The organism is Flavobacterium subsaxonicum WB 4.1-42 = DSM 21790, from assembly GCF_000422725.1.
Lineage (GTDB): Bacteria > Bacteroidota > Bacteroidia > Flavobacteriales > Flavobacteriaceae > Flavobacterium > Flavobacterium subsaxonicum.
This window is the reverse complement of the sequence record NZ_AUGP01000017.1, coordinates 36,766-55,627: the sequence shown is the minus strand read 5'-3', so window position 1 is coordinate 55,627 and position 18,862 is coordinate 36,766. Positions and strand designations below refer to the sequence as shown.

Annotated in this window: 19 protein-coding genes; 16 read left to right on the top strand and 3 right to left on the bottom strand. The window is 41.5% G+C overall.

The window, feature by feature from the left end; all coding sequences use genetic code 11:
- The first annotated feature begins 4 nt into the window (after window positions 1-4).
- The 7 genes from G509_RS0102905 (at window position 5) to G509_RS0102870 (ending at window position 7,031) form a co-directional block, all read left to right on the top strand.
- Complete coding sequence (locus G509_RS0102905; protein WP_026990150.1) at window positions 5-1,081, top strand: LptF/LptG family permease; 1,077 nt, start codon at window positions 5-7, stop codon at window positions 1,079-1,081.
- Window positions 1,068-2,042 (top strand): DMT family transporter, encoded by a 975-nt coding sequence (locus G509_RS0102900; protein ID WP_026990149.1) that lies wholly within the window; start codon window positions 1,068-1,070, stop codon window positions 2,040-2,042. The genes G509_RS0102905 and G509_RS0102900 overlap by 14 nt, the downstream gene beginning before the upstream one ends.
- Window positions 2,043-2,122: 80 nt before the next feature.
- The gene (locus G509_RS0102895; protein ID WP_026990148.1) at window positions 2,123-3,076 is read left to right on the top strand and encodes an acetyl-CoA carboxylase carboxyltransferase subunit alpha; all 954 of its coding nucleotides are present in this window, start codon (window positions 2,123-2,125) and stop codon (window positions 3,074-3,076) included.
- A gap of 152 nt (window positions 3,077-3,228) precedes the next feature.
- Window positions 3,229-4,779 carry a replicative DNA helicase gene (dnaB, locus tag G509_RS0102890; RefSeq protein ID WP_026990147.1) on the top strand — a complete coding sequence of 517 codons (1,551 nt, stop codon included), beginning with the start codon at window positions 3,229-3,231 and terminating at the stop codon, window positions 4,777-4,779.
- 252 nt (window positions 4,780-5,031) lie between these two features.
- Window positions 5,032-5,259 carry a hypothetical protein gene (locus tag G509_RS0102880; RefSeq protein ID WP_026990146.1) on the top strand — a complete coding sequence of 76 codons (228 nt, stop codon included), beginning with the start codon at window positions 5,032-5,034 and terminating at the stop codon, window positions 5,257-5,259.
- A complete protein-coding gene (locus tag G509_RS0102875) occupies window positions 5,249-5,533 on the top strand; it encodes a type II toxin-antitoxin system RelE/ParE family toxin (RefSeq protein ID WP_026990145.1) in 285 nt (94 codons plus the stop codon). The genes G509_RS0102880 and G509_RS0102875 overlap by 11 nt, the downstream gene beginning before the upstream one ends.
- 232 nt (window positions 5,534-5,765) lie before the next feature.
- Window positions 5,766-7,031 carry a hypothetical protein gene (locus G509_RS0102870; RefSeq protein WP_026990144.1) on the top strand — a complete coding sequence of 422 codons (1,266 nt, stop codon included), beginning with the start codon at window positions 5,766-5,768 and terminating at the stop codon, window positions 7,029-7,031.
- A gap of 76 nt (window positions 7,032-7,107) precedes the next feature.
- On the opposite strand, the gene G509_RS22725 is transcribed toward G509_RS0102870, so the two are convergent.
- Both G509_RS22725 and G509_RS22720 read right to left on the bottom strand, forming a co-directional pair.
- Complete coding sequence (locus G509_RS22725) at window positions 7,108-7,629, bottom strand: ImmA/IrrE family metallo-endopeptidase (RefSeq protein ID WP_051199920.1); 522 nt, start codon at window positions 7,627-7,629, stop codon at window positions 7,108-7,110.
- Complete coding sequence (locus G509_RS22720) at window positions 7,626-7,979, bottom strand: helix-turn-helix domain-containing protein (protein WP_026990143.1); 354 nt, start codon at window positions 7,977-7,979, stop codon at window positions 7,626-7,628. The genes G509_RS22725 and G509_RS22720 overlap by 4 nt, the downstream gene beginning before the upstream one ends.
- 404 nt (window positions 7,980-8,383) lie before the next feature.
- Between G509_RS22720 and G509_RS23070 the strand changes: the two genes are divergently transcribed.
- The 9 genes from G509_RS23070 to G509_RS0102820 all read left to right on the top strand — a co-directional run bounded on the left by G509_RS23070 (window position 8,384) and on the right by G509_RS0102820 (window position 16,089).
- Window positions 8,384-8,554, top strand: coding sequence for a DUF2158 domain-containing protein (locus G509_RS23070; RefSeq protein ID WP_081663230.1), 171 nt, complete (start codon window positions 8,384-8,386; stop codon window positions 8,552-8,554).
- A gap of 20 nt (window positions 8,555-8,574) precedes the next feature.
- Entirely contained in the window at window positions 8,575-8,754 is a 180-nt protein-coding gene (locus tag G509_RS0102850) for a hypothetical protein (protein ID WP_026990142.1), read from the top strand.
- 10 nt (window positions 8,755-8,764) lie between these two features.
- On the top strand, window positions 8,765-9,664 hold the full coding sequence (locus G509_RS0102845; RefSeq protein ID WP_117590892.1) for a hypothetical protein: 900 nt from the start codon (window positions 8,765-8,767) through the stop codon (window positions 9,662-9,664).
- 380 nt (window positions 9,665-10,044) lie between these two features.
- Window positions 10,045-10,413 carry a lipocalin family protein gene (locus tag G509_RS0102840; protein ID WP_026990140.1) on the top strand — a complete coding sequence of 123 codons (369 nt, stop codon included), beginning with the start codon at window positions 10,045-10,047 and terminating at the stop codon, window positions 10,411-10,413.
- 492 nt (window positions 10,414-10,905) lie between these two features.
- Window positions 10,906-12,858: a threonine--tRNA ligase gene (gene thrS / locus G509_RS0102835; RefSeq protein ID WP_026990139.1), complete on the top strand. Its 1,953-nt coding sequence runs from the start codon at window positions 10,906-10,908 to the stop codon at window positions 12,856-12,858.
- Between the two features lie 23 nt (window positions 12,859-12,881).
- Window positions 12,882-13,433, top strand: a complete 552-nt coding sequence (gene infC, locus G509_RS0102830) for a translation initiation factor IF-3 (protein ID WP_081663229.1) — start codon at window positions 12,882-12,884, stop codon at window positions 13,431-13,433.
- A 126-nt stretch (window positions 13,434-13,559) separates the two neighbouring features.
- Window positions 13,560-13,757, top strand: a complete 198-nt coding sequence (gene rpmI, locus G509_RS21360; RefSeq protein WP_035738430.1) for a 50S ribosomal protein L35 — start codon at window positions 13,560-13,562, stop codon at window positions 13,755-13,757.
- Between the two features lie 96 nt (window positions 13,758-13,853).
- Complete coding sequence (rplT, locus tag G509_RS0102825; protein WP_026990137.1) at window positions 13,854-14,198, top strand: 50S ribosomal protein L20; 345 nt, start codon at window positions 13,854-13,856, stop codon at window positions 14,196-14,198.
- Window positions 14,199-14,850: 652 nt separating this feature from the next.
- On the top strand, window positions 14,851-16,089 hold the full coding sequence (locus tag G509_RS0102820) for a cytochrome P450 (protein ID WP_026990136.1): 1,239 nt from the start codon (window positions 14,851-14,853) through the stop codon (window positions 16,087-16,089).
- Window positions 16,090-16,136: 47 nt separating this feature from the next.
- On the opposite strand, the gene cphA is transcribed toward G509_RS0102820, so the two are convergent.
- Window positions 16,137-18,758 (bottom strand): cyanophycin synthetase, encoded by a 2,622-nt coding sequence (cphA, locus tag G509_RS0102815; RefSeq protein WP_026990135.1) that lies wholly within the window; start codon window positions 18,756-18,758, stop codon window positions 16,137-16,139.
- Window positions 18,759-18,862 lie beyond the last annotated feature (104 nt).

The window sequence follows — 18,862 nt, the reverse complement described above, 5'->3', positions numbered from 1 at the left end:
CAACGTGAAGATAATAGACTGGTACATACTTAAGCGCTACCTGGCCACTTTTTTTGTAATGCTCCTTATGTTTATCCCCATCGGGATAGTTATAGACGTATCTGAGAAAATTAATAAGATACTGGCCAAAAATGTGCCCTTTAAAGAGGTTGCCCTGTATTACGGCAACTTTACCATCTATTTTGCTAATTTACTGTTTCCAATATTCCTGTTTTTATCGGTAATATGGTTTACCTCCAAACTGGCTAATAATACAGAGATTATTGCCATACTGGGGTCGGGTATATCGTTCGAGAGGTTTTTAAGGCCTTATATAGTTGGGGCCACGTTTATATCGATACTGGCGTTACTTATGGGCTTTTTCTTTGTGCCAAAGGCCAGTAAGGGCTTTAACGATTTTAGGTACCAATACCTTAAAAATAACCCCGAAATACGGCAAAGTACCGATGTGTATAAGCAAATTAGCGATAACGAATATATTTATGTAAGTAGCTTTAGCTATCAGAATAAAACCGGTTATAACTTTAACCTTGAGAGTTTTAAAGACAACAAACTTGTGTATAAGGTTACGGCTGGTTCTATTAAATGGAACGAGAAAGACAGTACCTACACCCTTACGGGCTACAACAAACGCACCATTGGCATAGATGGCGATAAGCTGGAAGCGGCCCCATCTAAAAACTTTAAATTCAACTTTAAGCCAGACGATCTTACGCCTACCATTTACGCGGCAGAGACCATGACGCTGGGCGAGCTTAACCGCTTTATAGAGAAAGAGCAATCGCGAGGGTCGGGTAATATAAATGCCTACCTGGTAGTAAAGTACAAGAAATACAGTATACCAACATCGGCCTTTATATTAACCATTATTGCCGTGGCGGTATCGAGCATGAAACGCCGTGGCGGTATGGGGGTAAACCTTGCCCTGGGCATAGTGCTGGCGTTTGTGTACATATTTTTTGATAAGGTATTTGGCACCATGGCCGAGAAATCGGCATTTTCTCCGCTCATTGCCGTTTGGATACCCAATATAACCTTTGGCTTACTGGCCATATACCTGCTACGGAATGCAAGGCGATAATCTTAAAAATTACCTGCACCTTCATTTTATAGTATTTGTGTGGGGCTTTACTGCCGTGCTTGGCAAACTTATAACCATTGGGGCGTTTCCGCTCGTGTGGTTCAGGATGTGCATAGGCGTGGCGCTCATGCTGGTTTATGCCGTTGTGGTAAAAACCCCGCTAAAAATTTCGCGTAAAGCCTTTGTGCAATTTACCCTGGCAGGACTTGTAATTGCACTGCACTGGTTTACATTTTTTGAGGCTATAAAGGTTAGCAACATCTCCATCACACTTGCATGCCTGTCAACAGGGGCGTTTTTTGCATCGCTATTGCAATCAGTACTCTACGGAAAAAAGATAGTGGGCTATGAGCTGCTTATGGGCGGCATTGTAATTATCGCGCTAAGCATTATTATTTATGGCGAATACTTATTGGAGGTAGCCTCGCAAATAGCAGCAGGGCCTTTTACGGCAACCGCTATTAGCAATGTTTTTAGCGGGATGCCCGCACAGGCCGATAACCTTTTTTGGGGGATATTGATTGCCCTGCTATCGGCATCATTATCGGCACTCTTCGCTATCATAAACGGCAAATTCGCTAAAGAGCACAACCCGGTAACCATATCGTTTTACGAACTTTTGGGGGGGATATTCTTTTTCTCACTGTACCTGTTATTTACCGGCGAGTTTACAGCCGAATTCTTTACCCTTTCAGGATCCGACTGGCTGTGGCTGTTTATATTAGGCTCGTTTTGCACGGCATACGCGCAAATTGCAGCCGTTAAGGTTATGAAGTACATTACGGCCTACACCATGATGCTTACCATAAACCTGGAGCCCGTTTATGGGATAATTCTTGCATTAATTGTATTTAAAGACAACGAACAAATGGGGTGGACCTTTTATGTGGGCGCTACCATTATACTAATAACTGTGATAATCAACGGTATAATTAAGAACAAAGCCGTGGCGGCAAAGTAAATGGCTTTAGGCGTTGGCATACTCAACTAAAAAGTTTTATCTTTGCGGCTTCACACAAACTATAAAAATCTGCCTATACTATGGAATATTTAGATTTTGAACTTCCTATAAAGGAGCTGGAAGACCAGCTGGATAAATGCACAATAATAGGACAGGAGTCGGACGTGGATGTGTCGAACACCTGCAAGCAGATTGAGAAAAAACTTGAGGAAACCAAGAAAAAAATATACAAGAACCTAACGGCATGGCAAAGGGTTCAGCTGTCAAGGCACCCAAGCCGTCCGTACACTATGGATCACGTAAGGGCACTAACAGGCGATACGTTCCTGGAGCTTTTTGGCGACCGTGGGTTTAAAGATGATAAAGCCATGATTGGCGGCCTTGGCAAAATAGGCGGTCAGTCGTTTATGATAGTAGGCCAGCAAAAAGGCTTTAATACCAAAACAAGGCAGTACCGTAACTTTGGTATGGCAAACCCAGAGGGGTACCGTAAAGCACTAAGGTTAATGAAGATGGCCGAGAAATTTGGCATACCTGTAATTACCCTGGTAGATACCCCGGGCGCATACCCTGGCTTAGAGGCCGAAGAACGCGGACAGGGAGAGGCCATTGCAAGGAATATTTTTGAAATGGTTCGCCTTAAAGTGCCTATCATTACCATAATAGTAGGCGAAGGAGCATCTGGAGGTGCATTGGGCATAGGTGTTGGAGATAAGGTTTACATGCTGGAAAACACCTGGTACTCTGTAATTTCTCCGGAATCGTGTTCGTCTATCTTATGGAGAAGCTGGGAGTTTAAAGAGCAGGCGGCAGAGGCGTTAAAGCTTACGTCGTTTGACATGAAGAAACAAAAATTAATTGACGATATTATACCTGAACCACTGGGCGGTGCCCATTACGACAGGGAAACTACTTTTAAAAACGTAGAAGAATATATACTTAAAGGTTATAACGAACTAAAAGACTTATCAACAGAGGAATTAGTGGCACAAAGGATGGATAAGTACAGTAAAATGGGCGAGTTTAGAGAATAAACACCGTTTTCTGCAAGTTTTATCCGAAGCCTTACCGCTTCGGATTTTTTTTGGGTTATCAACAACAAAAGCTTAGTTATAAACAGGTTATAAACAGCCTGCTCTTAACAATTGCTTAACGTTGCGCCCGCCAATTTAAGTACATTAGCACTATGGAAAATTACAGGAATACTAACGCCGCTACGCGGATAGATAAGACTACCATTATCAGTTTAGAAAAGGGCAAGCTGCCGCCGCAGGCGCTGGACCTTGAGGAGGCCGTATTAGGCGCCATGATGATTGATAAGAAAGGGGTTGATGAGGTTATAGACATCCTGCAGCCCGATGCCTTTTATAAAGAGGGCCACAAACACATTTTTGAGGCCATTGTACAGCTTTTTAACGATACGCAGCCCATTGACCTTTTAACGGTATCTGCACAGCTTAAAAAGACGGCAAAGCTGGAATTGGCAGGAGGCGACTTTTACCTTATCCAGCTTACACAAAAAATATCGTCATCGGCACACATCGAGTTCCACTCGCGTATTATTCTGCAAAAGTTTATACAGCGCAGCCTTATACGCATTTCGGCCGAAATAACCGAAGAGGCGTATGAAGAAACTACCGATGTATTCGACCTGCTTGACAAAGCCGAATCGAAACTGTATGAGGTTACACAGGGCAACATTAAACGTAGCTCTGAAACCGCACAAAGCCTTGTAATACAGGCTAAAAAACGTATTGAAGAGATTGCAGGTAAGGAAGGTTTGAGTGGTATTGCCACCGGTTTTCACGATTTGGATAAGCTAACATCGGGCTGGCAGCCGAGCGACCTTATTATTATTGCGGCAAGGCCGGGTATGGGTAAAACTGCGTTTGTACTTTCTATGGCACGAAACATAGCTATAGACTTTGGGCATGCCGTGGCGCTGTTCTCGCTGGAGATGTCATCAGTACAGTTAATTACCCGTTTGATATCGAGCGAAACCGGACTATCGTCGGAAAAACTGCGTACCGGTAAATTAGAAAAACACGAATGGGAGCAGCTAAGCATCAAGGTAAAAGACCTTGAAAAAGCCCCGCTTTATATAGATGATACTCCATCGCTTTCTATCTTCGACCTTAGGGCGAAGGCAAGGAGGCTGTCGTCTCAATTTGGTATTAAGATGATTATTGTCGATTACCTCCAGCTAATGACGGCCGGCGGAAGCGGCAAGGGCGGCGGTAACCGTGAGCAGGAGATCTCTACCATTTCCCGAAACTTAAAAGCCCTTGCAAAAGAGCTTGCCGTGCCGGTAATTGCACTGTCTCAGCTATCGCGTGCGGTAGAGACCAGGGGATCGAGCAAGAGGCCGCTACTATCGGATTTGAGGGAATCCGGGGCGATTGAGCAGGATGCGGATATCGTGTCGTTCATCTACCGTCCGGAGTACTATAAAATTGAAGAGTGGGATGATGAGGAGCAGTCGCCAACACAGGGCCAGGCCGAGTTTATTGTGGCCAAGCACCGTAACGGTGGTTTGGAAAACATTAGGCTTAAGTTTATTGGTAACCTGGGTAAATTTGATAACCTGGACGATTTTGGCTCTCCGTTCGACGAGCTACCAAGCAGCATGAACAGCAGCAGCGCCGAATTTTTAACCAAAAACCTGCCAAGCGCCAACGATGCTTTTGGCAGCAACATGAACAACGTTGGCCCGGATGATGATGATGTTCCGTTCTAAATAAATAAAAAACCAAACAATTAAAAGATATATGAATACGCTACACAACGATGCCCAGACTTTAGAGCTTACCGAAACAATTCGCCAGATAGATGTACATGGCGCCGAGCATGTTACTTTTGAAAGTTAACATTTACCGGTTTATAACTTACAGAAGCACAACGAAAGTTGTGCTTTTTGTTTAACCGTACACTAATACCAACTACACAGCGTTTTAAATAATTTTGTACATTTGAATAAACCTAAATTGATATGGAAACAATACATTTAAAAATTAATGCCAAAGTTTACGACCATGTTATGTGGCTATTGCAGCAATTTGATACGAATGATGTGGAAATAGTTTCGGATAAATTTTACAGGGATAAAGCAGAGCTTGATGAAACATTACGGCTTATGGATGCAGGCGAAATGAAATATTATACTCTGGATGAATTTAAAAATGAAACAGATGAAATTATAAAGAAATATGAAGATTAAAATTCTTCAGGGATTTAGTTCTAAATTTAATAAGCAGCTTAATTATATTGCGCTTGATAAGCCAGCAGCAGCGAGAAAATTTAGGAATGATGTTCTTTTAGAAATAGAAGACATTATTAAAATGCCCTATAAAAACAGGCGGTCGATATATTTTGCCGATGATAATATCCGAGACCTTATATTCAAAGGATATATTATAATTTACCGTATTAAGTCCGAAGTTTTAGAAATTGAAATTTTTGGTTTCATAAAATATACCGATAATCCATATTGATATAAAGCACAACGAGAGTTGTGCTTTTTGTTTTAATTATAGTATCCCGCACCTTCCTCTTTAGCCCCCGTAGAGCCGGTATCCCCGTAACGCAGTGGAGGGATAAAGGCGAAAAGGGGCGCGCCGTTTAGCAATAAGCGCTTTGCCGGCTGCTCCTAAAAAATAAAATAGCCAAAGGTTAGTTATATATACAGGCATCAATTTTGCTATCTTTGAATAAATCTTTATTACAATGCCGCTTAAAAAATTATATATACTACTGTTGCTTGTGGTGGGTTTTGGGGCTAAGGCCAGCATGATACTGCTGCCAATGGACGAAACCACGCAGCAAAACCATCTTAAGGCTTACGGTATAACCTACTGGGCGTTAGATAAAACGTATAAAGTTAGCTGGCTGCTTAACTACAGGGGCGGCTCTTTTTTACTGCCCGATAGTAACGATATTAGGCGCGAGTGCCAAATTAGGGGCGTTAGCTTTGAGGTACTTAGCGACAGCCAGGCCAACGGCATACTGGACGAAATTAGCAGTCCGTCGCAAAATATGGAGACGGTGGTGCTGGAAAAAGCACCTAAAATTGCGGTGTACACCCCGCCCGGAAAACAACCGTGGGACGACGCCGTTACTATGGTGCTTACTTATGCCGAAATTCCGTTTACGGCCGTGTACGACGAGCAGGTGCTTAACGATGGGTTGCTGTTGTTTGACTGGCTGCACCTTCACCATGAAGATTTTACGGGTCAGTACGGTAAATTTTTTGGCGCCTACCGCAACGCACCCTGGTACATAGAGCAAAAAAAGGCTGCCGAAGCCCTGGCCACTAAGCTGGGCTACGAAAAGGTGTCTGAAGAAAAACTGGCGGTATCGCTTAAAATTAGAAACTTTGTAATTGGCGGCGGCTTTATGTTTGCCATGTGCTCTGCCACCGATAGTTTTGATATTGCCCTTGCGGCCGAAGGTGTTGATATTTGCGAGCCTATGTTTGATGGCGACCCAAGCGATGCCAACTACCAGAGCAAGATAGACTACAACAACTCGTTTGCCTTTAAAGATTATACGCTGGAGCGCAACCCTATTACATACGAATTTTCGGATATTGATACTACCAACAAGCGCGCGGGTATATTGCCCGATAACGACTATTTTACGCTAATGGAATACTCGGCCAAGTGGGACCCTATACCCTCTATGCTGTGCCAAAACCACACGCAGCTGGTTAAAGGCTTTATGGGCCAGACTACTGCTTTTGAGGGTACTATGGTTAAGAGCAATGTACTGGTTATGGGCGAAAACAAAATTAACGGCGAAGCCCGTTACATTCATGGTACTAAGGGCAAGGGCATGTTTACGTTTTATGGCGGCCACGACCCCGAAGATTACCAGCACCGTGTGGGCGATGCGCCTACGGTGTTAGACCTGCACCCCAACTCTCCGGGTTACAGGCTTATACTTAATAATGTATTGTTTCCGGCGGCACGAAAAAAGAAACTTAAAACGTAGGGATTTTATAAGCTAGATTATGAGAATGCATGCATTTTTAAAAGTTATAGAAATTTAATGATTAGGATATATATAATTACCCTATTCCATATCCCAAATTTGACAGCCTGAATGACATTGCTTGAACGCTAACACCAAATTGTTCAGATAAATAACTAATTGCATCTTCAATATGATTTGGTGCATTATTGATTTCATCGATTATTAATTTCTTAGGCATTAATAGAGCAGCTGCAAAAGCATTAGCTTCGCGCTCTTTTAAAATTTCGCCTGTTGACGAAGCAGAATTCCTGAACATCATTGTAGGCTTTTTGTCAATAAAAATAGGTTGGTCTTTTGAATGTAGTATGAAATGACCTAATTCATGCGCTATAGTAAACCTGTATCTATTTTTATTATCTCCTTTTTTATAAGTAATGGCAGGATTTCCGCCAACCATGACAAAAAAGCCTGACACATCGTCGCCTAAATCTTCTTCATTTATAGTTACACCCATTTTTTTTGACAGTTTTTTAATGTCAAAACCGGGTTTAAAGAGGTCGAATTTATACAAAATTTCCTCAGCTTTCTCTTCTATGTAGTTGAAATTTGATTTCATTTTTTATTTTTTTTAAAGACTTCTCTGATTTGCGCCAGTGTTTTTTCATCTAAATTTTGAGTGCTTATATACCTCTCAATTTTTTCATTTTCGGGCGAAAAATTAATCACAGATTCAATTTCTGCATAGGTGGGTAAGATTGATTGGATATCAATATCCAATGCTAGACATATCTCGTAAATAGTAGATAGAGGTGGATATTGGCGTCCTTTTTCAATATTGGATATTGAGGTTCTGCCTAAGCTTGGTATTCTATCAGAAAACTCCATTTGACTCAAACCCTGCTCTACTCTTCTTTCCTTAATTCTTTGACCAAGGACTTGGTATAAGACCGAATTAAAATCTAGCATATTATTGCATTTAAACTCACAATTAAACTTCCGCAAAAGTAGTGCTTTTTTGATTTATTATCAACATTGATTTACAAAATAACAAAACTTTATGTCTTCTTAAAAGCGGCATGATATTTGTCATTATAGAAATTAATGACACTAATGTAAACATTGAAATTTAATGTCATTAAAACAAACATTAATCTGGATTATGGTAATAGGTATTTTCAGAATAATAGGGGGATAAGGTGCTGATTGCAAATCGTTACAAGTTAAAAGCTAAAAACTAGCTTATGGTTAAAAGAGATAGTGTAATAGGGCGTTCTGGATGTAAGAACATCAGGCATAGTCCTTTTTAAGGCATTGTAAATGAAAAATAGTGATCAAACAATGATTAAAAATAACAATTAAATTAAATATTCATGATTAAAGAAGGAGATGTTGTAAAGTTAAAAAGTGGTAGCCCTGCAATGACAGTAAAATTTAAAACTACAATGGATTTATGGTGTTGTAGCTGGTTTGCAAAAGAAGAATTAAAAGAAGCTTCGTTTGCTGATGAACAACTTGTAGTAGAAAGGATTGAAAGTAAGTAATAAGGTTAAGTAATAAGGTTATGAATAAGGTATTCGAAGATATTTCATTAAGTATTTGTGATAAGGATAGATGTATAAATGTGACAGGTGGCTCAGATGTAAGGAAATTCATCTATGCTGCTACGGCAATTATATTAGTGGCAGCTCTGGCAACTTTGTTGAAAAAAGACAACTCAAAGGTTGATATAAATAGTAAATAAATTTTAAATTATGACTTTTAAAGAACATTTCGGGATTCCAAACGACACGGTCGTAGATTTTTTAGACATTCCTCTAGAGGAGGATTTAACGGCATTTATTTGCCCATTTTTAATTGCTAACAATAGAGATATACAGTTAGTTAATGAGATATATGCGCAGATTACGGCATTTCTTCAAAAACTAAACAGAAACTTTATTGTGCCAAATAATAGAATCGGTGGTTTAGAGTTTTTATCACATTTACATGAGCCTAACGAATACCGTTTGGGTTACTCGGGTCGTAACAAAGGTAGTGGTATAGCTGATTTGAAAGCAGAAATTATTTTTGTTTCATTAAGAAATAACAGGTTTGCACAGCAAGGTGTAACTATTACTAATGAAGCGCATAACGTTCTTTTGTTGGTTAAAGGTATTGGGCAAGATATCATGTCTGATACAATTGCTAACGTAAGTAGGGATATATTGGCAGAATTCACTGAACAACAATGTATTCAGTATGGCGTTCAAACATATAACACGGCGATAGAGTATTATGATCCATTAACATCATTATGGAGCACTAGAAATTATGATTTACCATACTATAATGGTAAAGTAATTATATTGTTGCCAAAAAAGATTGCTAGTGGAAATAGGCAGTATACTAATCATTATAATTATTTTCTTGCGGGCAATCATATAGCTAAAGATATTCTTAATGATAAAGTTGATATACCTGATGGTAAATTTATAGCTGAACTAAAAGACGGAACAAAAAAAATTATTGTTAAACAAATTTATAGGACATTTAGAAAGCCTAAGAATAAGTTGATAGACTTTGTGGTAAATTATCAGGGTTCACTATTAGAATTTTTAGATTATGCCAAAACACACTATCCGGAACTTGATATGAGTTCAATAATAGAATAAGTAATTATGGAAATCAGTGTTATTATCAGCCCCCTTTTAATATCACAATGCTAAAGGTGAAGTTAACTATCCAAGTTAATCTTCACCTTTTTATTTTTAAATATTTTATAAAAGAGAATTAGATTGCCGTGGTTGTGCCTCCCTCGCAACGACTCACAACCCGCAACACTCAAAACGCTCAACGCCGAACGGAGATCCTTCGACTCCGCTGCGCTGTGCTCAGGATGACAGGGCGTGCCGACAACCACCAACCATCAACCAGGAACTCAAAACCCAAAACTCCCAACCCAAAACCCGCAACTCAAAATCCAACAACTAACAGCTGTCAACCGAAATAAAAATTCATTAACTTTATGCTGTTCAACTAAATACTAAAACTTATGAAGAATTTATTTTTTGTTGCCGTAGTGTTTTTTATGGCAGTTACGGTTAGTGCGCAAACCCAGGAGCAGCTGCTGGGCAAGTGGCAATTGGTTAAATGGACCAAAAAAGGCAAAGACAAAGACATTGCCGATTATTACAAAACCGACCAGGTGTTTCAGGTTTTTAAAGAGGGCAATAAATTTGAAAGTATTGTGGGCGATAAAACCCATAAGGGTACCTGGAAACTTAATAAAGACAACACGGTGCTTACCATAACATCGGGCATTGTGGTGGCCGATTTTACCATTGACTATTTTGATGCCCAAAAACGCATTATTACCTACGCCACCCTGGGTACCCTGGAATACAAAAAAGTTTCGGAGTAGGTGGGGGCACCCGCTCCGGCAAAACTCACCACGATGTCAAAGACCTGCAACCCGTTGTTTCGAATACTTATCGGCACCCAACCAGAAACTTTAAACCTGAAACCTGAAACTTTTTTCCCAACAACCAACAACCATTTTCCCTGCTGCAAAATTACAACAGCTTTTTAGGTGTAGTACTGAAGTGGTTTCTTCAGTACTATGTGGCTAAAAATTGTGTATGGAGTTTTTTTGGTTCGGAACGAGGTAGAAGAGGGGTGTTTTGGCGGTGTAAAACGCCGGTTTTGCAAAAAGGGGTAAAATAGCGCAAACTCAAAGTCCGAAAGTGAAATATCACTGTTAAAATTTTTTTGGGGTGCAAGTCGGTTTTTTTGACCTTTCGAGGGTCAAAAAGTTGCTTTTCGACCCCCTCAGAAAATGCAAAAATTTTGGTTATAAATGCCCTTGTTTGTGTAGGGTTAATAGCCTATCTTTGCACACTATAAATTTTTAATAATGATAAATATTACATTGCCGGACGGTTCGGTTAAAGAGTTTAACGCCGGGGTTACCCCCCACGACGTTGCCATGAGCATTAGTGAAGGATTAGCAAGAAACGTGATTTCGGCATCTTTTAATGGTACCACGGTAGAAACGAAGACCCCTCTAACCACCGATGGCGCATTAGTACTATTTACCTGGAACGATAAAGAGGGCAAAAAGGCTTTCTGGCACTCGAGCTCGCACGTTTTGGCACAGGCCCTGCAGGAGTTATACCCTGGTATTAAGCTTACTATAGGCCCCGCCATAGAAAATGGCTTTTATTACGATGTTGATTTTGGCGACCATGTGGTTACCGATAAAGACTTTAAAGCCATTGAAGATAAGGTGCTTGCCATTGCCCGCGAAAAGCATGAGTTTACAATGCGATCTGCCACTAAGGATGAGGCACTTGCCATGTACAAGGCCGAAAATAACCCGTACAAAACGGAGCTTATAGAAAACCTTGAGGATGGTACCATTACCTTTTGTGACCATGCCACTTTTACCGATCTTTGCCGCGGTGGGCACATACCTAACACCGGCATTATCAAGGCTATGAAGGTTATGAGCGTTGCCGGAGCTTACTGGCGCGGTGATGAGAAGAACAAGCAGCTTACCCGTGTTTACGGTATTACCTTCCCTAAGCAAAAAGACCTTACAGAGTATCTTGAGCTTTTGGAAGAGGCTAAACGTCGCGATCACCGTAAGTTAGGTAAGGAGTTGGACCTGTTTGCGTTTTCGCAAAAGGTGGGCCAGGGCTTGCCGTTATGGCTGCCAAGGGGTGCCGCGCTTCGCGACCGCCTGGAGCAGTTTCTTAAAAAAGCACAAAAGAAAGCCGGTTATGAGCAGGTGGTTACACCGCACATTGGGCAGAAAGAATTATACGTAACATCCGGACACTACGCTAAATACGGCGCTGACAGCTTTCAGCCCATCCATACCCCTAACGAGGGCGAGGAGTTTTTGCTTAAGCCGATGAACTGTCCGCACCACTGCGAGATATATAACACAAAGCCATGGTCTTACAAAGACCTGCCTAAGCGTTATGCTGAGTTTGGTACTGTGTACCGTTACGAGCAAAGTGGTGAGCTTCATGGTCTTACACGTGTTCGTGGGTTTACTCAGGATGATGCCCACATTTTTTGTACTCCGGATCAGTTAGATGAAGAGTTTAAAAAAGTAATCGACTTGGTGCTTTATGTATTCGGGTCGCTTGGTTTTGAGAACTTTAGTGCACAGGTATCCCTTCGCGACAAAGAAAACCGCGAAAAGTATATTGGGTCTGACGAAAACTGGGAAAAAGCTGAAAATGCGATTATTAACGCAGCTAAAGATAAAGGCCTTAACACTGTGGTAGAATATGGCGAAGCGGCATTTTATGGCCCTAAGCTGGATTTTATGGTTAAGGATGCCCTGGGCCGCCAATGGCAGCTGGGTACCATTCAGGTAGATTACAACCTGCCTGAGCGATTTGAATTAACGTACAAAGGCTCTGATAACGAACTGCACCGCCCGGTAATGATTCACCGTGCACCGTTTGGTTCTATGGAGCGCTTTATAGCGATTTTGCTGGAAAACACAGCCGGAAACTTTCCGCTTTGGCTTATGCCGGAGCAGGCTATCATACTGTCTCTTAGTGAGAAATATGAAAATTATGCTAAAAAAGTTTTACAGTTGCTGGAAAATCACGAAATTCGCGCCACAATTGATAACCGAAACGAGACAATTGGCAGAAAAATTAGAGAGGCAGAAGTACAAAAGCTGCCGTTTATGCTGATTGTTGGTGAGGAAGAAGAGAAAAATGGTACGATTTCTGTACGTCGTCATGGCGATGCAGGTAAGAGTAACCAAAGCATGACTGTTGAAGAATTCGCCGCACTTGTGCAGGAAGAAATAGACAAAACACTAAAACCATTTCAAGTTTAACTTAAATTTTTAAAGCCATAGCAATAAGAAACAACAGAGGCTACCAGCCTCGAGTAGAAAAAAAAGATGCGCACAGGACTAACAATGCCATCCGCGTACCCGAAGTAAGGCTTGTGGGAGAGAATGTAGAGCCCGGAGTTTACAAAACTTCGCAGGCACTGCAAATGGCAGAAGGCTTTGAGCTTGACCTTGTGGAGATTTCTCCCAATGCCGAGCCGCCTGTTTGCAAAATTATGGATTATAAAAAGTTTCTTTACGAGCAAAAGAAACGCGATAAAATGCTTAAGGCCAAATCTACGCAGATTACGGTTAAAGAAATTCGTTTTGGTCCTCAGACAGATGAGCACGATTACGACTTTAAACGTAAAAATGCAGAGAAATTCTTAAAAGAAGGTTCTAAGCTAAAAGCGTTTGTATTCTTTAAAGGGCGTTCTATTATCTATAAAGAACAAGGGCAAATATTGCTGCTTAAACTTGCTACCGATTTAGAGGAGTGGGGTAAAGTAGAAGCTATGCCGGTTCTTGAGGGTAAAAGGATGATCATGTTTATTGCTCCAAAAAAGAAAGCAAAATAAAACAATAGCCGCAAGGTCGAATGTCTTAAAGCAAAAAGTCGCTGTAACTGCACTTTATGACTTTTAAACATTCGACTTTACGGCCATCAAAATAGTAAGTAAGAATAAATTAAATACAGGAAGAAAATGCCTAAAATGAAAACTAAATCCAGCGCCAAGAAACGTTTTAAAGTTACTGGCTCAGGAAAAATTAAAAGAAAACACGCTTTTAAAAGTCACATCCTGACTAAAAAATCTAAAAAGCGTAAATTAGCTCTAACACATTCTACCTTGGTTCACCCAACAGATGAGAAGAGCGTTAAACAGCAATTAAGGTTAATATAACCTGCTGTTTCGGTTAAACAAATTATTATAACCCTGGAGCACGGCCACTAAGCCTTTGCACGTTGCAAAGCGCCTGCTACAAAAAACAAGAAAATTATGCCAAGATCAGTAAATTCAGTAGCTTCAAGAGCCCGAAGAAAAAAGGTAATGAAGCAAGCCAAAGGTTTCTTTGGAAGACGTAAAAACGTTTGGACAGTAGCCAAAAATGCGGTAGAAAAAGCAATGGTTTATGCTTACCGCGATAGAAAACAAAAAAAGAGAAACTTCCGTGCTTTATGGATCATGCGTATCAACGCTGGTGCAAGACAGTATGGTATGAGCTACTCTCAGTTTATGGGTAAAGTTAAAGCTGCAAACATCGAATTGAACCGTAAAGTTCTTGCCGATTTAGCTGCTAACCACCCTGAAACTTTCGAAGCTATCGTAAACCAGGTTAAATAAAAAACGTTCGTCAAACAATATATTTATTTCTTACTTACTAAAAGAACCCGCTTAGCAATAAGCGGGTTTTTTGTTATTATATTTATTAGAAGCTTTGATACTTGGTATATCCGGCAATGGCATTTCCCGCTTTGCGCTCTATCTGCCGTCCTACGGTTGGCAGGATGCCGTTTCAATCGGGGCTAAGAGTGGTGGCTGTTTTGCATTGATAGTTGTCTTGTTGAAGGGTTCAATGCAATGTCGGGGCGACTCTATTTATTTGCTAATAGTTTCTTCTAAAAAATTAAAGTACTTTGGTATTGGCTTTAACGAAATAATAATCCGAAACGCTTAAAGTTTACCTGTTAAAGATTGTTTGCAATCTTGTTAGTATCAAATAATTTGTAATCATCTAATAGTTATATCGTTATAGTTGATTTGTGTAGTGTTTTATATAAAATTACATTTTAAAAAATACTGAAAGTAATTTCTAAAAATGTTGGTGTTGTGTGGCTTTTTATCTTAAAAATTGATGATTGTTAAAAATTTTGCTGATAAAAATCCTACAATCATAAATCGGTAAAGCATAAGAATCCTTTAACCGTATTTTAACATATCTATGTAACTAAGTGGGGTAATTTTATCTTGTTGAACCAAGTAAAGCCTGTACGTTATGGATACTGCATTCGGACTATTCTTTCAAGGTTATCCCTCACTGCTGAAAAAATTCCGCAGCCAGCAACGCGACGTTCTGGAAACCAACCTTTTGCCTTTTTTTAAAACAATAGCTATGCGCGGCGAAGAAGCTGCCCGATTGTTTTATGACGACCGTAAATTTTCGCGTAGGGGTGTTTTGCCCAAACCCGAAAATAAGAGCTTTGTGGCTACAGGCAGCCTGCAAGGCGTTACCCTAAACCCCGAAATGCTACATCCTGCCCCTGTACACGCTATTGATTTAGCGGCTATAGATAGGCTCGAACAAATTTTTGTGCAGCAATGGCACGAATGCCAGGAACAGTGGCAAACACGCAGTAGTATCATACTTTTTAATGAAGTAGAAAAAATGTTGTGCATTAGTGCCTGCCAATGGTTGGGCATACCGTTGCACGAACAGGAGGTTAACCTTCGTTCCGGGCAATTCTCTGTGCTTATCGATGCCGATGGTGCTGTAGGGCCGCGCTATTTTAGAGGCCGCACATGCCGTAAAAAGCTCGAAATGTGGCTTGCTAAGCTTACTGCCGACTTAAGAGGTGGCCGTTTGCGCATATCAGGAGGTTCGGTATTTCAGTCGGTTGCATTTCGAAAAGATGCAATGGGTAATGTGTTAGATCCTTTTACGGTTGCAGCAGAGTTGTTAGGCTTAATAAAGCCTATTGTTGCTGTAGCACGCCATGTAGTGTTCAGCGCAATGGCATTGCACGAAAATCCTAATTATTCGCATAAGCTTAAGGCAAACCCAAATATGTATAGCCATTTTGCGCACGAGGTTAGGCGTTATTACCCATTTTCGCCAATGTTAGCGGCAAAAGTGTTAGATTCGTTTGAATATGAAGGTATTAAGTTTGATAAAGGTGTTGTGGTAATGCTGGATATTTATGCCACTAACCACCATGAAAATGCATGGGACAACCCAAGTGTGTTCTATCCTGAACGTTTTGAAAACTGGGACAGCAGCAGCGCGTTTAACTTTATATCGCACAGCGGCAATAGTACTGATTTTAACCATCAGTATGCCGGCGAGCAAATTACCACAAAGCTAACAACCGCTGCATTGCAATTTTTAAACGAGAACATGCAGTATAGTGTGCCGGAGCAGGACCTTACGGTAGATATAAACCGTTTGCCGGTGGTGCCACAAAGCCGTTTTAAAGTAAAACTAACAGCTGAAGTTAAAGGGCTTAAAGCAATGTAACTACTAAATAAATCATAATGAAAAATCCCGCTCATAGCGGGATTTTTTTATACTGTTTGATGTTGTTTTATATCCTGATGCTGCCTTATAACATTTACCACCTTGGTAATCTGTTCGGTTAGGGCAATTACGAGGTCGCCTTGTTTGGCAAGCGAAAGCGCATGTCGTACTGCATCTTCCTCATCCGGAATTACATCGAAGGTTATTTGTTTACCATCTGCCGCAAGGCCATCTATAAGCAAATGTGTAATGTTTTGCTCGTTGTTGCCTCTTAGGTCGTGCTCCTGTCGGATGATAATATGGTCGAACATTCGGGCAGCAATGGCCGCACAATGGCGGATATCTTCATCGCGCCTGTCGCCAATGCCCGATATAATGCCAATTTTTCTATTAGCCTGATAGTTGTGTACATAATCTTCCACAGCTTCGTAGCCATGTGGGTTGTGCGCATAATCTACCAATACGTTAAAGCTGCCCATATCAAAATGGTTCATACGGCCGGGGGTAAGCTCGTAACCCGGTACAAAACTGGCCAGCGAATCGTGTATTTGCTTGGCGCTAAAGCCATACAAATGAGCAGCAAGTGTTGCGGCAAGCGCATTTGCCACCATAAATTTAATCTTTCCGCCCTGTGTTAGCGGAACTTCGCTAACATGCACCAAATGTAATATTTTCTCGTTCTGTTTTACTGTAAGGTAGCCATCCTGGCATACGGCAATGGTTTTGCCTTCGGCGTAAAGCCTGTGTATGTGCTCATTTTTATTGTCGAGGCTAAAGTAAGCCACATTACAATCCAGCTCATCGGCAATGCTGCGGCAATACTCATCGTCAGCATTTAAAATGGCCCAGCCGTCTTTTTTAACGCTGCGGGCAACTACCGCTTTTACATTGCAAAGATCTTTAAGGGTATGAATATCATTCAGACCCAAATGGTCTTCTTTAATATTGGTAATCACGGCAATGTCGCACTCTTTAAAACAAAGTCCGTTACGCAAAATACCGCCACGTGCCGTTTCTAACACGGCGAATTCTACTGTAGGATCTTTTAAAATATATTGAGCGCTAACCGGGCCGGTGGTGTCGCCGTCAAGCATTTGTTTGTTATTTATGTAAATACCATCGGTTGTGGTAAAACCAGTAGAAAATCCGTTGTTTTGGGCAATATGTGCGAGTAATCGGGTAGTAGTGGTTTTGCCATTGGTGCCTGTAACCGCAATTATAGGGATGCGGCTTGGCACGTCGGGAGGAAAAAGCATATCTACCACCGGGGCGGCCACATTGCGCGGAGTGCCCTCGGTAGGGGCAAGGTGCATCCTGAAGCCCGGTGCAGCATTAACCTCTAATATCTTGCCGCCGTTTTGTTTTATAGGTTCTGATAAGTTGGGCGCCATAATATCAATACCACAAATGTCCAGGCCTATAATTTGCGCTACCCTTTCGGCTAACGCTATGTTATCAGGGTGAATTTCATCAGTAGCATCTATAGCCGACCCACCTGTACTTAAATTGGCGGTGCTTTTTAGGTAGACCACTTCGCCCTTAGCGGGGATGCTGTCTAACGCGTAACCCTGTTTGGTAAGCATGTCTTCGCTATCGGTGTCAATCCTTATTTTGGTAAGTACATTTTCGTGGCCGTTACCGCGACGGGTATCAAAATTTACAATGTCTACCAGCGTAGCAATGGTTTCTGTACCCGTGCCTACTACATGTGCAGGAACGCGTTTTGCAGCAGCCACAAATTTATTATCAATTACCAGTACCCTGTAGTCAAAGCCGGTAACAAATTGCTCTGCAATAACACGGCGACCAAAGTTTTGTGCAATTGCAAGTGCGGCAACGGCCTGATCCCAGGTTGTAATATTTATGGTGGCGCCTTTGCCTTGATTGCCGTCTAAAGGCTTTATAACCAGAGGGTAGCCAATGCTGTCTATAACATCTTTAAGGGTAAGTTCGTCGGTACAAACGCCGCCCTTAGGTACCGGCAGGGCTGCCGCCGAAAGCATTTTCTTAGTCCGGTCTTTATTGGATGCCAATCCCGCTGCCAGTATGTTGGTCTTGCAGGTGGTGGTGGCCTGAAAGCGCATTTGTCGCGACCCATAACCCAACTGTATCATCGAGTCGGTACCCAGGCGCAACCAGGGTATATTGCGTTTAACGGCTTCGTCTACAATGCTTTTGGTGCTGGGTCCAAGGCAGTTATGTTCGCAAATTTGTTTTAGCTGTTTAATATCAGCGTCAAGGTCGTACGGCTCATTGGTAATAAGTGCTTCGGCAAGGGCAACGGCAGCTTTGGCAGCAAAAATACCTGCTTCTTCATCTTCGTAAGAAAATACCACGTTATACACCCCTTTATCGTTAGTGCTGCGTGTACGGCCGTAACCGGTATCCATCCCTGCAAGAGTTTGTATCTCTAACGCAATATGCTCTACCACATGACCCATCCAGGTGCCGCGCTCTACACGCAAAAAGAACCCGCCACGCATACCTTCGCTGCACTCATGCTCTACAAGAGTGGGCAGCACGGTTTGAAGGCGTTCTCTAAAGCCTGGAATCCTGTCGGTTGGGTAATTTTCGAGTTCGCCAATATTAAGGCGCATTTGTATAAGCTTAGTGCGGTAGTTGCTCCAGATGTTGGGCCCGCGAAGTACCTGTATTTTAAGGATGTCCATTTGGTTTGGTAATTTTGGTACACCAAAATAGTCAAGGACTGAATAATACACAATGTGATTAACTAAAATTTGTGATGATTTTTAGTTTCAACTGCCTTAAAATA